The organism is Stieleria marina, assembly GCA_007741555.1.
Classification (GTDB): domain Bacteria; phylum Planctomycetota; class Planctomycetia; order Pirellulales; family Pirellulaceae; genus K23-9.
The window spans coordinates 6,501,675-6,515,499 of sequence record CP036526.1 but is presented as its reverse complement, the minus strand read 5'-3'; the positions used below and the strand labels follow the sequence as shown (position 1 = coordinate 6,515,499).

The following is a 13,825-nucleotide window of genomic DNA, read 5'->3' as shown; positions in this document are numbered from 1 at the left end:
TGTCTTCTTAGTTGGCTTCGTCAAACGAGTTTGCATCCTTGCGTGTTCACATGCAGCGAATAGATCGACGTACTCGCACACATGAACAGTCGGTTTCGGTGTCGTCCACCGAAACACACATTGGCACAACGTTCGGGCAGTTGAATCCTTCCGATTCGCTGACCATTGGGGTTAAAAACCCAAACACCATCAAGTTCTTCTTCGCCCGCTCCCCAGCCAATCCACAAATTACCGTCGACGTCGACTTTCAAGCCTTCGGGAGTCCCGTGGCGTTTAACGAGCCAACTTACGTTCCCAAGGCGTTTTCCTTTGTCGACGACCTCGTACTCTCGAACGACTCGCGGCATCACGCCGGCTTCCACCACATAAAGCTTGGACTCGTCCGGTGAGAACGCGAGACCATTTGGATTCTTGATGTCGGTTGCGACAACGGCAAGTGTTTCGGTTTCGGCATCCCAACGATAAATGTTCGTCGGCAATTCTTGTTTCGCCTTCTTGCCTTCGTAAAATCCAAGGATTCCATCCGTCGGATCAGTGAACCAGATCGATCCGTCAGATTTACACACAACGTCGTTGGGTGAATTGAGGGGGCGGTCCTGGTAATGGCTCGCGACCACTGTCGTCGATCCATCGTACTCCGTTCGCGTGACGCGTCGTGGTTCATGTTCGCAGGTCAGCAGCCGACCTTGCCTGTCGCGACAGTGCCCGTTGGCGTATCCAGCGGGCTTCCGAAACACGCTAACCGATTTGGTTGTCGCATCCCATTTCATGATGCAGTTGCTGGGGATGTCACTCCACAATAGGTACCGACCATCGGCAAACCAAACCGGTCCGTCCGCCCATCGCATTCCAGTTGCAATCCGCTGAACTTTCGCGTTGGCAAGTCGGTACTTCTCAAAGGCCTGGTCGTCGATTTTGATCCGCGGATCGGGATACCGTTGACTCGTCTCCCATTGAGCTCGCGCCGCCTCTGCCGCAAGCATCGCCGCCGCCCCAATGGTTGAGGAAACGAAGTGTCGGCGAGTGATGCTTGTCGTTTTCATGGTTCTATGACGGAGGTACCGAAGCCCTTGGAAGTGATTCGTTGGCTGCACATGATGCGGCACTCTCCTCAATCACAGGGCTCTTCTACTTCTCGGCCACTGTGGCTGAGCTGACTTCCGCTTGCTCGCCTTTCTCTTTGGCAAAATGCTCGCGGAAGTACTCTTTTGCTTTCTTCGCATCCAGATTCAGCAGGTCTCCACCACTTTCATAGTGCCGAATCATGACTTGACCAATTGCAAAGACACTGGTTCCACCGAGCGTTGACATGGCAGCCGCACCGGCATAAGTGCCAACACCAGGAATCGATTTGACCAGACTGGCTGCAGTTGCCTTGAGTGCCAACGGCACGGCTGCGGAAGCCAAGGCCATGATCACATTCAATCCGGCTTCACGTGTGAATTTCACTTCGTAGAGATCCGACAAACGCTTGATCATGTTCAGAGCTGATGCGGAGATGCCGATCACATCGCCACCTGGAACGGGGATGAACCCTGATGCTGCTCCCGCTGCACAGTGCTGCCGCACCAAGCTCTGCGCGACCTGCTCGCGATTCCACTTGCCGGACGGCTCATTTTCGAGTGTCATTTCCTCTTCGGTTGGCACTTCATCAATTACATCAACGGCTTCGCTGGCTTTAGCCATGTAAATTCCCTCAGTCGTTTGGGCGTGAAAACGTCTTGGTGTGAATCGCTGGGCGAGAGTTCCTGAATCGTAGAACGCCCGGCGCGGGGTGAGGCGCACAGCGCCACACACTCTAGGAAACACTTCTCGGAGCGATCTTGTGACGCGAGAAAAAGAAATAGTGAATTCAATTCACGAAAACGATGATCAAGAGAGGCGACCTAGACTCACTGCTTGTCATTCGACTGTGTCAGCGGATTGAATCAATTCGGCGCCTTCGCCCGTCACTCGCCCCAATTCCAGTCGGACGACCCGATCGGCCGCATCCAGGAATCGCTCGTGGTGCGTGATCGCAACCACCGTTTTGCCCTTTGCCTTGAAGTCCGGCAGCAGGGTTCGGTAGAAGTAGTCCCGGAATTCGCGGTCTTGGTCGGCTGCCCATTCATCCAAGAAATACACCTCGCGATCTTCCATCAAGCTAGTAATCAACGCCAATCGTTTGCGCTGCCCCGTGGAAAGATCCTGGGTTGAGAACCGGCCGTTAGAAAAGGTGACTTTGTCTTCGAGTCGCATGCGATGCAGCATCTTGGCGACTTCGACTTCATCCACGTTCTCCAGGCCATAGCAGCGATCAAAGAGATAGAAGTCACCGTAGACCGCGCTGATCATTTGACGGTAGCGACCGATCATGTTCCATGGAATCAAGTTCCCGTCAACACGAATATTGCCCGACTCGGCGCGATACAGCCCGGTCATCAACTTGAACGTGGTCGATTTTCCGCTGCCGTTGCCGCCGATCAAAAACAGCGTCTCGCCACGCTCGATTTCCAGGTTGAGCGGTCCTGCCGCGAACGTCGCATTCCCTTGAGAATCTCGATACGTGAAGCAGAGATTCTCGAAGCTGATCTTCTGGAAGTTCGCATAGGGCGAGGACGCAAGCACCGGTGATGGCGGCGGAGAACGAGCCAGTTCGTTATCAATTGTTTCTTCCAGAGCGTACATCCTGTCCAAGACCGCACCCGCGTAGGTGGCGTTGTAAAGCGAATCCGAAAGAGCACGCGTTGGCTGTAGCAAGAAAAGCAGCACGGTGATGACTTTCAGCATCGAAGGGGCGTCGAGCAAGACGTATTGAGGCAGGATAAACACGGTGCTCCCGAGCAGCAGATAGAGCGCAATCTCTGCTCGCATGATTCGATAGTACGTCAACATTCCCGCTTGTTGCCGCATCAGAGTGTTCGACTTGGTGTTTTTGCTGAGCGTATCGAACAGGGCGTCACTACGGGCCGAATTGAGCTTGATTTCCTTGAACCCGTAAAACAAGCTGTGCAGAATGCTGAACAACCGGGCTTCGCTCTGATTGACTCGCCGCAGCAGATCCCTAGCCATGCGGGCACCCACCGTGTGTGCCAAAAACATGCAGAAGATAGCGATGATCGTCATGATCATGACCGGAAACGAAACGAATGCCAGGTAGATTAAGCAGAAGACAATGAGCAGCGCTGACTGAAGATTGGACACAATGCGAAACATGTTTTGCGAAACTTGACCAATGTCGCCGGTGACCTGGGCATAAATCTCACTTTGCTCCAGCGTCTCCATGAACAGCAGTTCCGTTCGCCGCAGTTTATCGACAATCCGATCTCGCAATCGCGCCAATGCAGTTTCCACTACGCCGTTGGCACTGCGAAACGACTGCCATTTGCAGATGACGAACACTATGGTGAAGACAACAAACTGAAGCAGATGCACCCTTGGGATCTGCTCTGCGTCAAACGCATGGCCCACTTGGTTGATCACCGCCAAGACGGCAGCGTTGGCGACACCCGAGATGGTGGCGAATGCAACCGCGTGACCAAACGATGACTTACCAGCATCCCGAAAGAAGCGGAGGACGCTATCGTATTGAGAGTTTCGGGACATCAAAGTTTACTTGCAGTTGGTTGGTGGTTCGCACCTTCGCTAGATTGGGTTATGCTCCGATGGCGGGGAGCCCGATTAAATCGGAGTGCGGGCGACATTCGTTCAGCAAATCGTGCCTCGCAGTTATGCACTAGATCGCATCGACCGGCTGCAATTGGATCGCCAAATTGTTTTCCAGGTTTCCCAGGCCTTCGTATAACTCTGCCAGCTTCCCGGCTGCTGCTTGTCGAATCTCTGGCGTCACTAGCTGCCGCTTCTCGGCCTGATCCGACTGAAAACTGACGTCTTCGGAGCCGCGCTTGGAGTAGTAGCCGAATTCATTTTGCATGAGCGTGAGCTGATCCGGCTCGGGCGTGTAGTTGAATCCGCATCGCAGGATCAATTCAAGATTCTGGCTGGTCAAATGGCGGTAGTCCAGGAAACGAAGGCGATCGCTATTCAGTCGTAGTGCCGTCGTCAAATAATTGACTTCCATCTGAACGTAGTAAGCCAGATCGCTCATCTTGGCTGTCTCATCCGCAGGGCAATTTGTAAGAACAGTAGCCTTCGACGTCCCTTGAAGCGAAGCGTAGGGACCTTTTTTGTGTACCAATGAAACGAGGACTTCGCTTGGATCGCGATAGAGAAACAGACTCGGAACTTCGGGAAATGCCTGGGCAATGAAATCCATGAACAGAGTGTTCCAACTCGTCATCTTCAGGAAGTAGTCTTCGTGCAACGCGATTCGCTGTCGCCCCATCAGCAGCACGAGATTCCGCAGCATCCGCAGGTTTTCTTCGGTCGCCGCGGGTGGCCGAGTCCAGTTGTCGGTGAAGTACCGCATCACACTGGCTTCACGGAACAGAGTCGGTTCCTTCATCACCAAGTTGTGCGGAGAATTGGCGAGCGAATTCGCCAGCAACGTTGAGCCGCACCTCGCCATGTGGAAAATGAAACCCGTCGGACAAAGATAGTCCGTGAGAATATCTTCCGAAGCAAGAATGCCAACATCGGTGGAAAATGCATCGCCAGGACCACGTTTGGCAATCACCGCCGACAAGGATTCCATGCACCGATACTCAGGAAATCTATAGTCACCCACATCCAACCAAATGATGCGGTTTCCACCGACGTGATCGAATGCCACGGGTATCAGCCCCTTTCGCCGCTGAATCGTTGCGATTGCTTCGTCGTGCTCCAGGTGACGAGGTCGCGTTTCCGCAAGAAGCCCGGCAATCGCAGGAGCGGTCAGAACCGTTCGATGATAGGTGTCGATTCGCAATTTTTCTTCAACCATGTTTTCCTGTTGCCTTCAAGCCACTTAAGAAAAGCCACGTGGCTCGCCTGCGACGTTGCTTGCTCTTCCTGCGTGGTCAACTAGCGGTGGACATCATTGAGCAACAGCGAACGGCCTCGATTCTGGCCCATCGACAATGCGTTCTTCTTCATGCTTGGTTCAAACAAGACTCGTTACAACTGCTTCACTTCATACTGGTCGATCGCAGTCGATGCTCCGTATGTAACAACACCAACCAAGCCTGAAACGTGACGGGAAACCATGAGGATTTCTGCGCAGCAACCGCAATCGTGAAGAACTGGCTTGGGCAACCACAAATTCGATCCGCTTTCTATTTCCATGAAAGCTACCGTCACATTGCTGGCCTCGTTGGTGTTTTTGTCTATGCATCGAACACGAGCAACGAAAATTTTTAACAGGCTTATCGGAGACTTTTGTATGAAATCGGTTGGTATGGCGGAAAACCAAATAGACGAGTTGACGAGTTCGTGTCCCGTCAACTCACACAACGAATGGGATCCGCTCGAAGAAGTCATTATCGGATCCGTTGAAGGTGCAATGTTTCCTGAGTGGAAGACGATCAACGAAGCCTGCGTTCCACCTAGCATGTGGGATGAGATTGTAGAGAGGATGGGTGGCGCTGGAGTGCCCTACTCCAAGGAGCAGGTTGACGCGGCCCGTCAGCAACTAGCGGGGTTCATTCACATCCTCGAGCAAGAAGGCGTGAATGTAAGGCGGTTGGATCAAGCTGATTTCGCATCCTCGTTTGCCACCCCCTCCTGGCAAGTGTCGAGTGGATTCTGTTCGGCCAATCCTAGAGACCCGTTCATTGTGATTGGCAACGAAATCATCGAAGCACCTATGGCGGACCGCAGTCGCTACTACGAAGCTTGGGCGTATCGATCGCTGTTCAAAGAGTATTTCAAAGCAGGCGCTAAGTGGACATCGGCACCCAGGCCGCAGCTTCTGGATGACTTGTATGATTCGGAGTACGAGTGCCCCGCAGAAGGCGAGCTCCCGTCGAACTATTTGGTTACGGAATTTGAGCCCGTTTTCGATGCAGCCGATTTCGTCCGATGTGGTGAAGACATTTTCTGTCAAAAAAGTCACGTGACAAACCAGTTTGGCATCGATTGGCTCCAGCGACATCTCGGTGATCGGTACCGCATACATCTCCTGAAGTCTCGTAATCCAATGGCGATTCACATCGACACGACCTTCTTGCCTCTCGCCCCAGGAAAAGTCCTCGTCAATCCGGAGCATTTGGACGTTCAGAACTTGCCTAGCATTTTGGACAGTTGGGACATTCTCGTCGCGCCGGATCCGATTCCTCAGCCCGATCCCCTAAGTGGTGTCTGTGACTGCATTGCGTTCAACGTGCTGATGCTGGATGAAGAACGCGTCGTTGTGGAAGAGAGGCAAGAACCGTTGATCAAGGCGCTGAAGGAATGGGGCTTCAAGCCAATACCATGCGCCTTTCATCACTACTTCCCCTTTCTAGGCGCGTTTCACTGCGCGACCCTGGACGTGCGTCGTCGAGGCGAATTGAAATCTTATTTTTAACAGACAGTACGTGTAAACGTATTGGCAGCACGCATCGCAAGCGATTGCTGGTTCAAACAAGACTTGGCTGCTAGGCGCGTTCGTGTTGGCCGTAGTGCCGTAAATGCCTGTCGCGGTCTAACACACCGAGGAGATGGAAATTGATCATCCAAGCATTTGTGATTTCCGGGTCAGTCTGGATTGGCAAACGTATCTATGCTGAACTGACGAAATCACCAGCACAAGCGGATGCGAAGTCGCGTTCCGTTTCTCGGGATGTTGCAGTGCGCGAGGAACCGATCTCGGAACGCGAGAAAGAGAGTTCTCGGAATCTTGCGATCGGGGTCTCAGGTCTGACACTGGCAATCGGTGGTGCCGTCGCTGCACCTGTTTTATCCTTGTTTTCGATGCCCGTGCTTTGGGCCGCGTTGCCACATGTCCGAGAGGGATTTCTGGAGTTACGAAGGGATCACCGTATTAATTACGGACTATTCGTCACGGGCATGACAGCCGGGTGCATGATCGCGGGATACTTCGTATTGACCGCCTTGGGTGTTGTTGTTTACTGCGGCTCCGAGGTGATGGTTGACAGAACGCGGCGGCGGACGCGGAAGTCCCTCGAGGGAATGTTTGAAGATTCACCAGGAGTCGCATGGGTCCGGTCCGGCGAAGTCGAGATTTCAGTTGACCTCGTGGACTTGTCACCTGGAGACATCGTTGTCGCGCGGGCGGGCGAGCCGATTCCCGTTGATGGAACCGTGGTTGCCGGGGCGGGTGGAGTTGACCAGAGCGTCATCACGGGCGAGTCGGTCGTGGCAGAAAGAACGATCGGGGACCGCGTATTTGCTTCCACACTGCTCCTTAGTGGGACTCTGGATATCCGGGTAGAACAAGCCGGGAATGAGACGCTTGCAGGACAGGTTGCCGAGGTGCTCAGTGAAATGGACTCATTCGAATCATCCGTCGAGCATCGAAGTGTTCGGGTGGCCGATGCCAGCGTGATGCCGGCAATGGCACTGACAGCAATCGGATGGGTCGTTCGCGGACCGCTAGGGGCTCTCTCCGTGGCGGCTTCGAATTTCGCGGACACCGACCGTCTTACGTCGCCAATGTCGACCATGAACTATATGCATGTGACGGCGAAAGCCGGTATCCACATCAAGGATGGTCGCTCACTACAGTTGCTTGGCGAGGTGGACACCATTGTTTTCGATAAGACGGGGACGCTCACGGTTGATCGGCTCAGCGTCGTGGGAGTTCAGGCAGCCGACGGATGGGACAACGACGAAGTTCTCGCGATTTGTGCCGGAGCGGAGGAACGCCAGCAGCATCCGATCGCGATGGCGATTCGTGAGGCGGCCGAAGCGATGGGTCTGCGCATTCCCGCTGGAATCACCGATACGAGCAGTCTTGGCAACGGCATCCTTTCACAAGTCGAAGGCCGACGAATCCTGGTCGGAAGCCCGCGATACTTCAAGCACGAAGGTATTTCGATTCCGACCCAGATCGAAAACCAATCGCTGGAAGCTTTGTCGGAGGGAAAGACCGTTATTCACATCGCAAGCGACGAACAGTGGATCGGCCAGATCACGCTGCAGTCATCGATTCGGCCAGAGGTTGCGGCGATGATCGCCGCTTTTCACGCCGATGGCTACAAGACCGCTATACTTTCGGGCGACCACGAGGGACCGACGCGACGGCTCGCTGAGGCACTGGGTATCGATATGTGGCGTGCCGGTGTATTGCCAAATGAGAAAGCTAACTTCATCGAGAAATTGCAGGGCAAGGGGCGTTCAGTCTGTTTCGTGGGCGACGGCATCAACGACGGTATGGCTCTGAAAGCTGCACACGTATCTGTGTCGCTCAACGGCGCGTCGTTGGTAGCAACCGATTCGGCCCAAATCGTCCTCCAGCAAACCTCGCTGGCGAATCTTCGAATGCTGTTTGATCTGTCCAGGTGCTACCGCAGGGATCAAAAGTTGATGCAAGGGTCCATGATGTTGACTTCGGTGTTGGCGGCGGGCGGCGCACTATTTCTGCACGTTTCGTTGATTTCTATCTACTCGATGTATTTTGCAACACTCGCGACCGGTAGCGTGATTGCCGCGTCGCCACTCTTTCGCCGCTTAGACCTCCCGGCTGAGCCCATTGCAAAGATCGAAGTTGACCACTGTCACCAATTGAAACGGTCAACGTCGTAAAGGCCGCGAGGCTGAAACCGCTCGCCTGCGGTGGCCCTCATCAACTGGTCTTTTGAGTCACTCCGTTTGTGAACGATCCGTTAACCCATCGTCGGTCCGGCAACATTTAGAATCCCAATCGAGATTTTCCGACTGGAATTCCCAGCCTGGATATCAATCCGCCATCTTGTAGAACAAGAATAGCGACAATTCGTTGTCAGAGGAATTGTTGACCTTAGTGGCATGCCAAAGTACAGGGTCGTGAATGATTGCCGTTCGGTTAGAAATTCTCAGAGCAACTTCGTCAGCGAAATTCTCGTAGAGTTGCTCCTCTGTTGGTTCTGCCCTTGAAAAGCTACCTGGCAAAACTCTGAGATGATCTTTCTTATCTTCTGTGTCGTGAATAGAAAGAGTGACGCACACTTTCGCTCCGGAAGGCAACGTTTCTAAATCCTGATGCCACATGGCTGCCCCAACTTGAGGAGGATTTTGATGGAGATACCACAAAACCAATTCGCAAGGCGCTCCCATCAAATGGGCAATCCCATCGAGCAGAGCCGGAAGCTTGAAAAGCCTCTCAAAGGCGGGGTGACTTGGCAAAGAATGCATCCAGTCATTCCCGCAATAGATGTCGTTTACGAATAGCTGCTCATCAAATTCGGTCTGGCTTGTGATCTGACTCGCCTCGTTTTGCAGATCACTTGCCAGGGTCTCGGCAAGAACGTTTTCGGCAACAATATATCCGTCTCTTTGGTACTGTTCTTTATCTTTTAAAGTAAACATAGGACTTCCTAGTAGAGTATTCATGAAACTGCATAACTCAACCACACGTTGGGTTCGATGTAAGTTGCTCGATCGTTTTCGTAATTCACATCCAGTGGCGCGGTGGCCCCCGGAATGATGTAACTTCCGGTTTCTGGAAAGCGCATGCGGGTCAATTCCTCCCACTTTCCAATTGACTCAACCACAACGGTGGAGCGACCGCAAATGCCAATCAGCTCTGCGCCTCGTTGGAGATTCGTTCGCAACCAAGGATCAAATGCAAATCCCGACTTGTCTTGCCAGTTGATGTATCGATCCATTGGCGTGAGCGGATACAAGTGTTTGTGGCTGGGACAAGCTGCCAAAATCAACGCAGAGTAGTGAGAGTACCGAGCCAACTCCTGCATGTAATCCAAAAGGCAGTGGCTTAATCCTTGCCGTCGATATTCAGGAAGAACGGCGATGGACGACGCACTTAAAATTGTGGGTGCGATGTTCTTCGATCTCGCGTCCAAGCCTGTCGTCAGCGCCCAATCGCACCCCGTGTTCGGTAGTTCGTCCAGTGGATGATTCCAAGGAAGCGGCAAACAACTCCCCTGCGCGACCATCTTGTCGGTAGCATCTTCGACTATGCCAAATTGAAATTCTGGAAAATACGAGCGCAGTCGGCTCCAAGGCTCGCTGCGGATAAAATCCTCGACCAGGAACCGGGGATAACTTTGACTTACAACCTCATCAGCCTCTTGAGAAAAGAACTCTCGCTCCTCGCTGCATACAAGACTGAAGCGAGAATTCGACTGAATCGAGCGAGGGATCGCGGGAGAGCTCATTTCGATTGTTTGTCAGACGTTGAGGACGACTGATGAAAAGGGCAGGCTCCCTGCTTTTGATCCTGGGTGACATACTGGAACGGGAATTCAAATTCGCTATCGTTCCGATCGGCTAAGACGGTGATTTTCGTATTGAGGTGATTGCGTTCATCTTCTCGTTCTCCTTTGTCCCAGGGTCGCACCAACGGATGAGGCGGGATGCGATCGTAGGATTCCATGCGTTTGTAGATTTTTCGTCGAGGTTCTTCTCCCCAGCGTTCCCACACTTTTTGAAAGACGTCTTCCGGATTGATGACCATCGTCAGGCCAGGACCTAGATTGCGAGATCGGCGATTGTGGTTTGCAGGAGTACACACATTCACAAAGAGCTTTCGCCCACCCAAGCAATAACGCCAATGCGAATCGCTCGGGTCGCTAGGAATGTCGTCGGGCCAAGGCATCCGATCGCGTCGGTGCAAGGCATTCAAAACGCTAAATGCCTGCTCGGCGTAATGGTCTAACGAGCGGCTCTCGGATTCGATTGGAAAGAAGACAACGAGGGTCAAGTAGAGTGGGTCTTCTCCGGTCGGAAATTCTTCTAGCCTGCGTTCCTCTTCCAGATAAGCGTAAACGGATTCCAGAATGCAATCCAAAGCCTCTGGGGTCGTTAACGAAGGAGCGATCGCATAGCGGATCAATTCTTTCTGTTCCGCCAGGACACCAAAAAAGCAAGGGAAATCGTCTCCCCGCATCGTCTCGACAAAGGCGTCGTAACTTTTCTGTACCCAGCTGGGTAGTTTGCAATCGGCCAAGGCCAACTCGATTTGGGATTTTTTCCACAAGGGCGTTACCCCATCGGGAGATAGACTTTCGATCGTCATAGTGTGGTCCAAATAGTGTGGTCCAACGAAAAATGTGAAATGCGAGCAAGGACTTGGTGCGGTGCGTTCGTACCGACTGTCGATTTGTGACAGCGTTATTTGTGACAGGAACGCCTCTTCACCGATCTTCACCTTCACTAGAAATAGGATTGCAACTTTCCTCGGCGACGAATGTCCAAGGTTGCACAATGAAACGATCCCATGAAAGGAAAGTAGTGCTCGAACGAGCAAGGAATCGGCGTAAAGCCCCATTCCTTCAAAGCCCTGATCAAAGGCTCCTGACGGCGTTCGACGACAATGCGATCCTGATCCAGCATGAGTACGTTCAGGCTGATCCATGGGCTGCAAATGCGCAAAGGATCCGCATTGCCAACAGGCGCGGGTGGAATCAGAATTTCCCAGTCGTCTAGGACAGACGGGAGACGATCAATGTCAACGTAGTCCGGATTGACCATCACCTTGCCCGGTGCAAGAGGCAAAAATGACGTATCGATATGGATGTTTTCGGGATTGCGGCTCTCAATTATGTGAACGCGGTAGTCGTCGCCTAAGTGCCGCTGGAGCCACATAATGCCCATGTCGTTTGTAACATGGCTTTTTTGAGCGAATATGTCGCGACCGCAGCGAACGAAATCCGCGGCATCGAACACAGGTTCGAACTCGGTGGCAATAAATCGCATCCGCTCACCAGATTGGGGAACGCGGTATTGCGAGTCGTACAGGTCGTCGAGAAGCTGTGGTTTGGGCGCCGAAGTCCATTTCGCGCCTGCATGAAAGTATTCCTTGAACAAAGATCGATAGGCCCAAGCCTCGAAGTATCGGCTGCGATCTGCCATGGGGGCTTCGATAATCTCGTTTCCAATGACCAAGAAAGGGTCACGCGGATTTGCGGAACAAAAACCACAATCAACACCCCAACTAGGGGGTTGGAAAGATCGCGAGAAATCGGTTCGGTCCACCTTCCGAACGACCACACCTTCCCCCTCGAGGATCGCCACGAACTCGGCAAGATCTTCTTGCGCGCGCGAAACCATTTCGCTTGGGTACGGCACTCCTTTTCCGCCTACATTGCGCTCAATGCGAGCCCATTCACCAGGAGGAACCGTCACTTCGTTGATCCGGCTCCAACCAGGAAACATGGCAGTGTCAACGCTGCCAACAATGACTTCCTCTAGCGGGTCCCATTCATTGTGCGAATTGACGGGACAATCTGTCTTGCTGTGAACGACGGCTGACTTCTCCAGCGTTTCCATCTCAAGCCCTTTCATAGGGTGAAGTCCTTCCGTGTTGGCCGTATCCGAGGCTGCCCAAAACGTCATCGATTGTTTGTCCAGGAATCAGATGAGAAGTGAGTTGATTCAAGTCACCAGAATCCATGACAAGCTCGTCCGCACTCGGAAGTACGCAGTACTTTCCTGCCCCCACTCCTCGCAGCATCTTTTGATACGCACCGACATTGAAGAAGCCGATGAAAAGGTCGTCAGAACCATCACGCTCCAACCCATCACCAGGACGAACGGTTGGCAAATAGAGGGGTGTCGCACTGCCTCGCGGCGGATAGGTATCGTCATGGTCGCAAGTCATGCCGCCAAGCTGCACACGCTGAAATGGTCGGTCCAAATGGTTCAGAGGCAGGACGATGAAATGCTCGTCCAGACCCCAGACATCAGGAAACGACGTCATGATTGACCCATCAACCATGTACCAAGGCAAAGCGGCACCATGGTCTTTTACGTTCGCAATTCTAAAGAAGTAGGCCGCATGTTCGGCAGTCGTATAGCGACCGAATTCTCCCATAACATTCGGGACAGGTACACCGTATTCTCCACAGATCTGCTGGAGATTGGTCAGCATTAATCGCGCGAGTGTGTGATAGTCAAATTCGAATTCCAATGTATGCGCCACGGGCATGCCGCCACCAAAATTGAAAATCGAAAGGCTGTGAGGCCGCTGACGCATTTTGGCGTAAGCATGCATCGCACCTTGCAATCGATCGACGAAGACGTTGGGATCCCGCATCTGAGTGCCCACCATGGTGTGATACATGGTCAGTCGTAAGTTTGGTGCTTCCTCGATCATCTTCGCCGCAATCTCGGAGTCCTCACAACTCAAGCCGAACCGTGAGTTGACCTCGTCCAGGGCGGCTTCTGACTTTTGCCCGATCCGTTTCTGTCGCAGACCAATGTCAAACTCCAGGCCTGATTCACAAAAGTGCTTTAGTTCTGAGATGCTATCCACAACGACGGTCAATCCATCATGCAGTCGGCGAAATCCTTCGAGCCGTTTTGCATAGTCTGACCCGAACGACTTGAAGCCATTCGCGATAACCTGGCGCCCCGGCGGTAAATGGTTGCGATCGATCATTCGCGTTGCAATTTCCACGTCCCCGGCGGAAGACATTTCAAGGTGCGCGCCAGCATCGAGCGCCGTTCGCACGACCTTTTCCGTCGTGTTTGCTTTGGAGGCAAAGGCAAATTCAAAGCTACCTCCGTAGCCGACTTCGTCAATCACGTCGGCAAATACCTGCTGCATCTCGTGCACTTTGCGGCGAATGGTCGGCAGGAAAGCAAATTCGAGTGGAGTGGACAATGGGGTATCCAAGTCGGACACAAATCGCTCTCCCGACATAAACAACTGCGCGAGATCGACGTCTTCATAAAAGAGGTGGCCACTACGCGAACTAAGAAGCTCACTGAATTTGTGGTTAGGAACCGACGTCTTCGATTCCCAGCCGACGATCGGATGCGACATGGTGCTACTTGTTTTGTTTCTCTGCGAATGAGCGAAGTT

The 13,825-nt window shown here is 52.9% G+C and carries 11 protein-coding genes; 2 read left to right on the top strand and 9 right to left on the bottom strand.

The features are described from left to right. Nucleotides 1–20 precede the first annotated feature (20 nt). The 4 genes from K239x_RS23195 to K239x_RS23180 form a co-directional block, all read right to left on the bottom strand. Nucleotides 21–1,043 (bottom strand): SMP-30/gluconolactonase/LRE family protein, encoded by a 1,023-nt coding sequence (locus K239x_RS23195; protein WP_145420725.1) that lies wholly within the window; start codon nt 1,041–1,043, stop codon nt 21–23. Between the two features lie 85 nt (nt 1,044–1,128). Next, a complete protein-coding gene (locus K239x_RS23190; protein ID WP_145420724.1) occupies nt 1,129–1,686 on the bottom strand; it encodes a YcjF family protein in 558 nt (185 codons plus the stop codon). A gap of 216 nt (nt 1,687–1,902) precedes the next feature. Then, the gene (locus K239x_RS23185) at nt 1,903–3,585 is read right to left on the bottom strand and encodes a cyclic peptide export ABC transporter (protein ID WP_145420723.1); all 1,683 of its coding nucleotides are present in this window, start codon (nt 3,583–3,585) and stop codon (nt 1,903–1,905) included. A 130-nt stretch (nt 3,586–3,715) separates the two neighbouring features. Then, the gene (locus K239x_RS23180) at nt 3,716–4,861 is read right to left on the bottom strand and encodes a hypothetical protein (RefSeq protein ID WP_145420722.1); all 1,146 of its coding nucleotides are present in this window, start codon (nt 4,859–4,861) and stop codon (nt 3,716–3,718) included. Between the two features lie 438 nt (nt 4,862–5,299). Here K239x_RS23180 and K239x_RS23175 point away from each other — a divergent pair, with 438 nt between their 5' ends. Together K239x_RS23175 and K239x_RS23170 are read left to right on the top strand one after the other, a co-directional pair. After that, the gene (locus K239x_RS23175) at nt 5,300–6,424 is read left to right on the top strand and encodes an amidinotransferase (RefSeq protein WP_419189313.1); all 1,125 of its coding nucleotides are present in this window, start codon (nt 5,300–5,302) and stop codon (nt 6,422–6,424) included. A 140-nt stretch (nt 6,425–6,564) separates the two neighbouring features. Further along, entirely contained in the window at nt 6,565–8,604 is a 2,040-nt protein-coding gene (locus K239x_RS23170) for a heavy metal translocating P-type ATPase (protein WP_145420721.1), read from the top strand. Between the two features lie 153 nt (nt 8,605–8,757). On the opposite strand, the gene K239x_RS23165 is transcribed toward K239x_RS23170, so the two are convergent. The 5 genes from K239x_RS23165 to K239x_RS23145 form a co-directional block, all read right to left on the bottom strand. Beyond that, a complete protein-coding gene (locus K239x_RS23165; protein WP_419189312.1) occupies nt 8,758–9,366 on the bottom strand; it encodes a phytanoyl-CoA dioxygenase family protein in 609 nt (202 codons plus the stop codon). A gap of 20 nt (nt 9,367–9,386) precedes the next feature. Continuing rightward, a complete protein-coding gene (locus K239x_RS23160) occupies nt 9,387–10,175 on the bottom strand; it encodes a GNAT family N-acetyltransferase (RefSeq protein ID WP_145420719.1) in 789 nt (262 codons plus the stop codon). Then, complete coding sequence (locus tag K239x_RS23155) at nt 10,172–11,035, bottom strand: YqcI/YcgG family protein (RefSeq protein WP_419189311.1); 864 nt, start codon at nt 11,033–11,035, stop codon at nt 10,172–10,174. Before K239x_RS23155 ends, K239x_RS23160 begins: the two co-directional genes overlap by 4 nt. Before the next feature lie 137 nt (nt 11,036–11,172). Further along, a complete protein-coding gene (locus K239x_RS23150; protein WP_419189310.1) occupies nt 11,173–12,303 on the bottom strand; it encodes an amidinotransferase in 1,131 nt (376 codons plus the stop codon). Next, nucleotides 12,290–13,786, bottom strand: coding sequence for a type III PLP-dependent enzyme domain-containing protein (locus K239x_RS23145; RefSeq protein ID WP_419189309.1), 1,497 nt, complete (start codon nt 13,784–13,786; stop codon nt 12,290–12,292). Before K239x_RS23145 ends, K239x_RS23150 begins: the two co-directional genes overlap by 14 nt. Nucleotides 13,787–13,825: the final 39 nt, after the last annotated feature.

Coding starts and splice junctions, on each gene's coding strand:
- K239x_RS23195 (WP_145420725.1), bottom strand. CDS start 1,043: ATGAAAACGACAAGCATCACTCGCCGACACTTCGTTTCCTCAACCATT.
- K239x_RS23190 (WP_145420724.1), bottom strand. CDS start 1,686: ATGGCTAAAGCCAGCGAAGCCGTTGATGTAATTGATGAAGTGCCAACC.
- K239x_RS23185 (WP_145420723.1), bottom strand. CDS start 3,585: ATGTCCCGAAACTCTCAATACGATAGCGTCCTCCGCTTCTTTCGGGAT.
- K239x_RS23180 (WP_145420722.1), bottom strand. CDS start 4,861: ATGGTTGAAGAAAAATTGCGAATCGACACCTATCATCGAACGGTTCTG.
- K239x_RS23175 (WP_419189313.1), top strand. CDS start 5,300: ATGAAATCGGTTGGTATGGCGGAAAACCAAATAGACGAGTTGACGAGT.
- K239x_RS23165 (WP_419189312.1), bottom strand. CDS start 9,366: ATGTTTACTTTAAAAGATAAAGAACAGTACCAAAGAGACGGATATATT.
- K239x_RS23160 (WP_145420719.1), bottom strand. CDS start 10,175: ATGAGCTCTCCCGCGATCCCTCGCTCGATTCAGTCGAATTCTCGCTTC.
- K239x_RS23155 (WP_419189311.1), bottom strand. CDS start 11,035: ATGACGATCGAAAGTCTATCTCCCGATGGGGTAACGCCCTTGTGGAAA.
- K239x_RS23150 (WP_419189310.1), bottom strand. CDS start 12,303: ATGAAAGGGCTTGAGATGGAAACGCTGGAGAAGTCAGCCGTCGTTCAC.
- K239x_RS23145 (WP_419189309.1), bottom strand. CDS start 13,786: ATGTCGCATCCGATCGTCGGCTGGGAATCGAAGACGTCGGTTCCTAAC.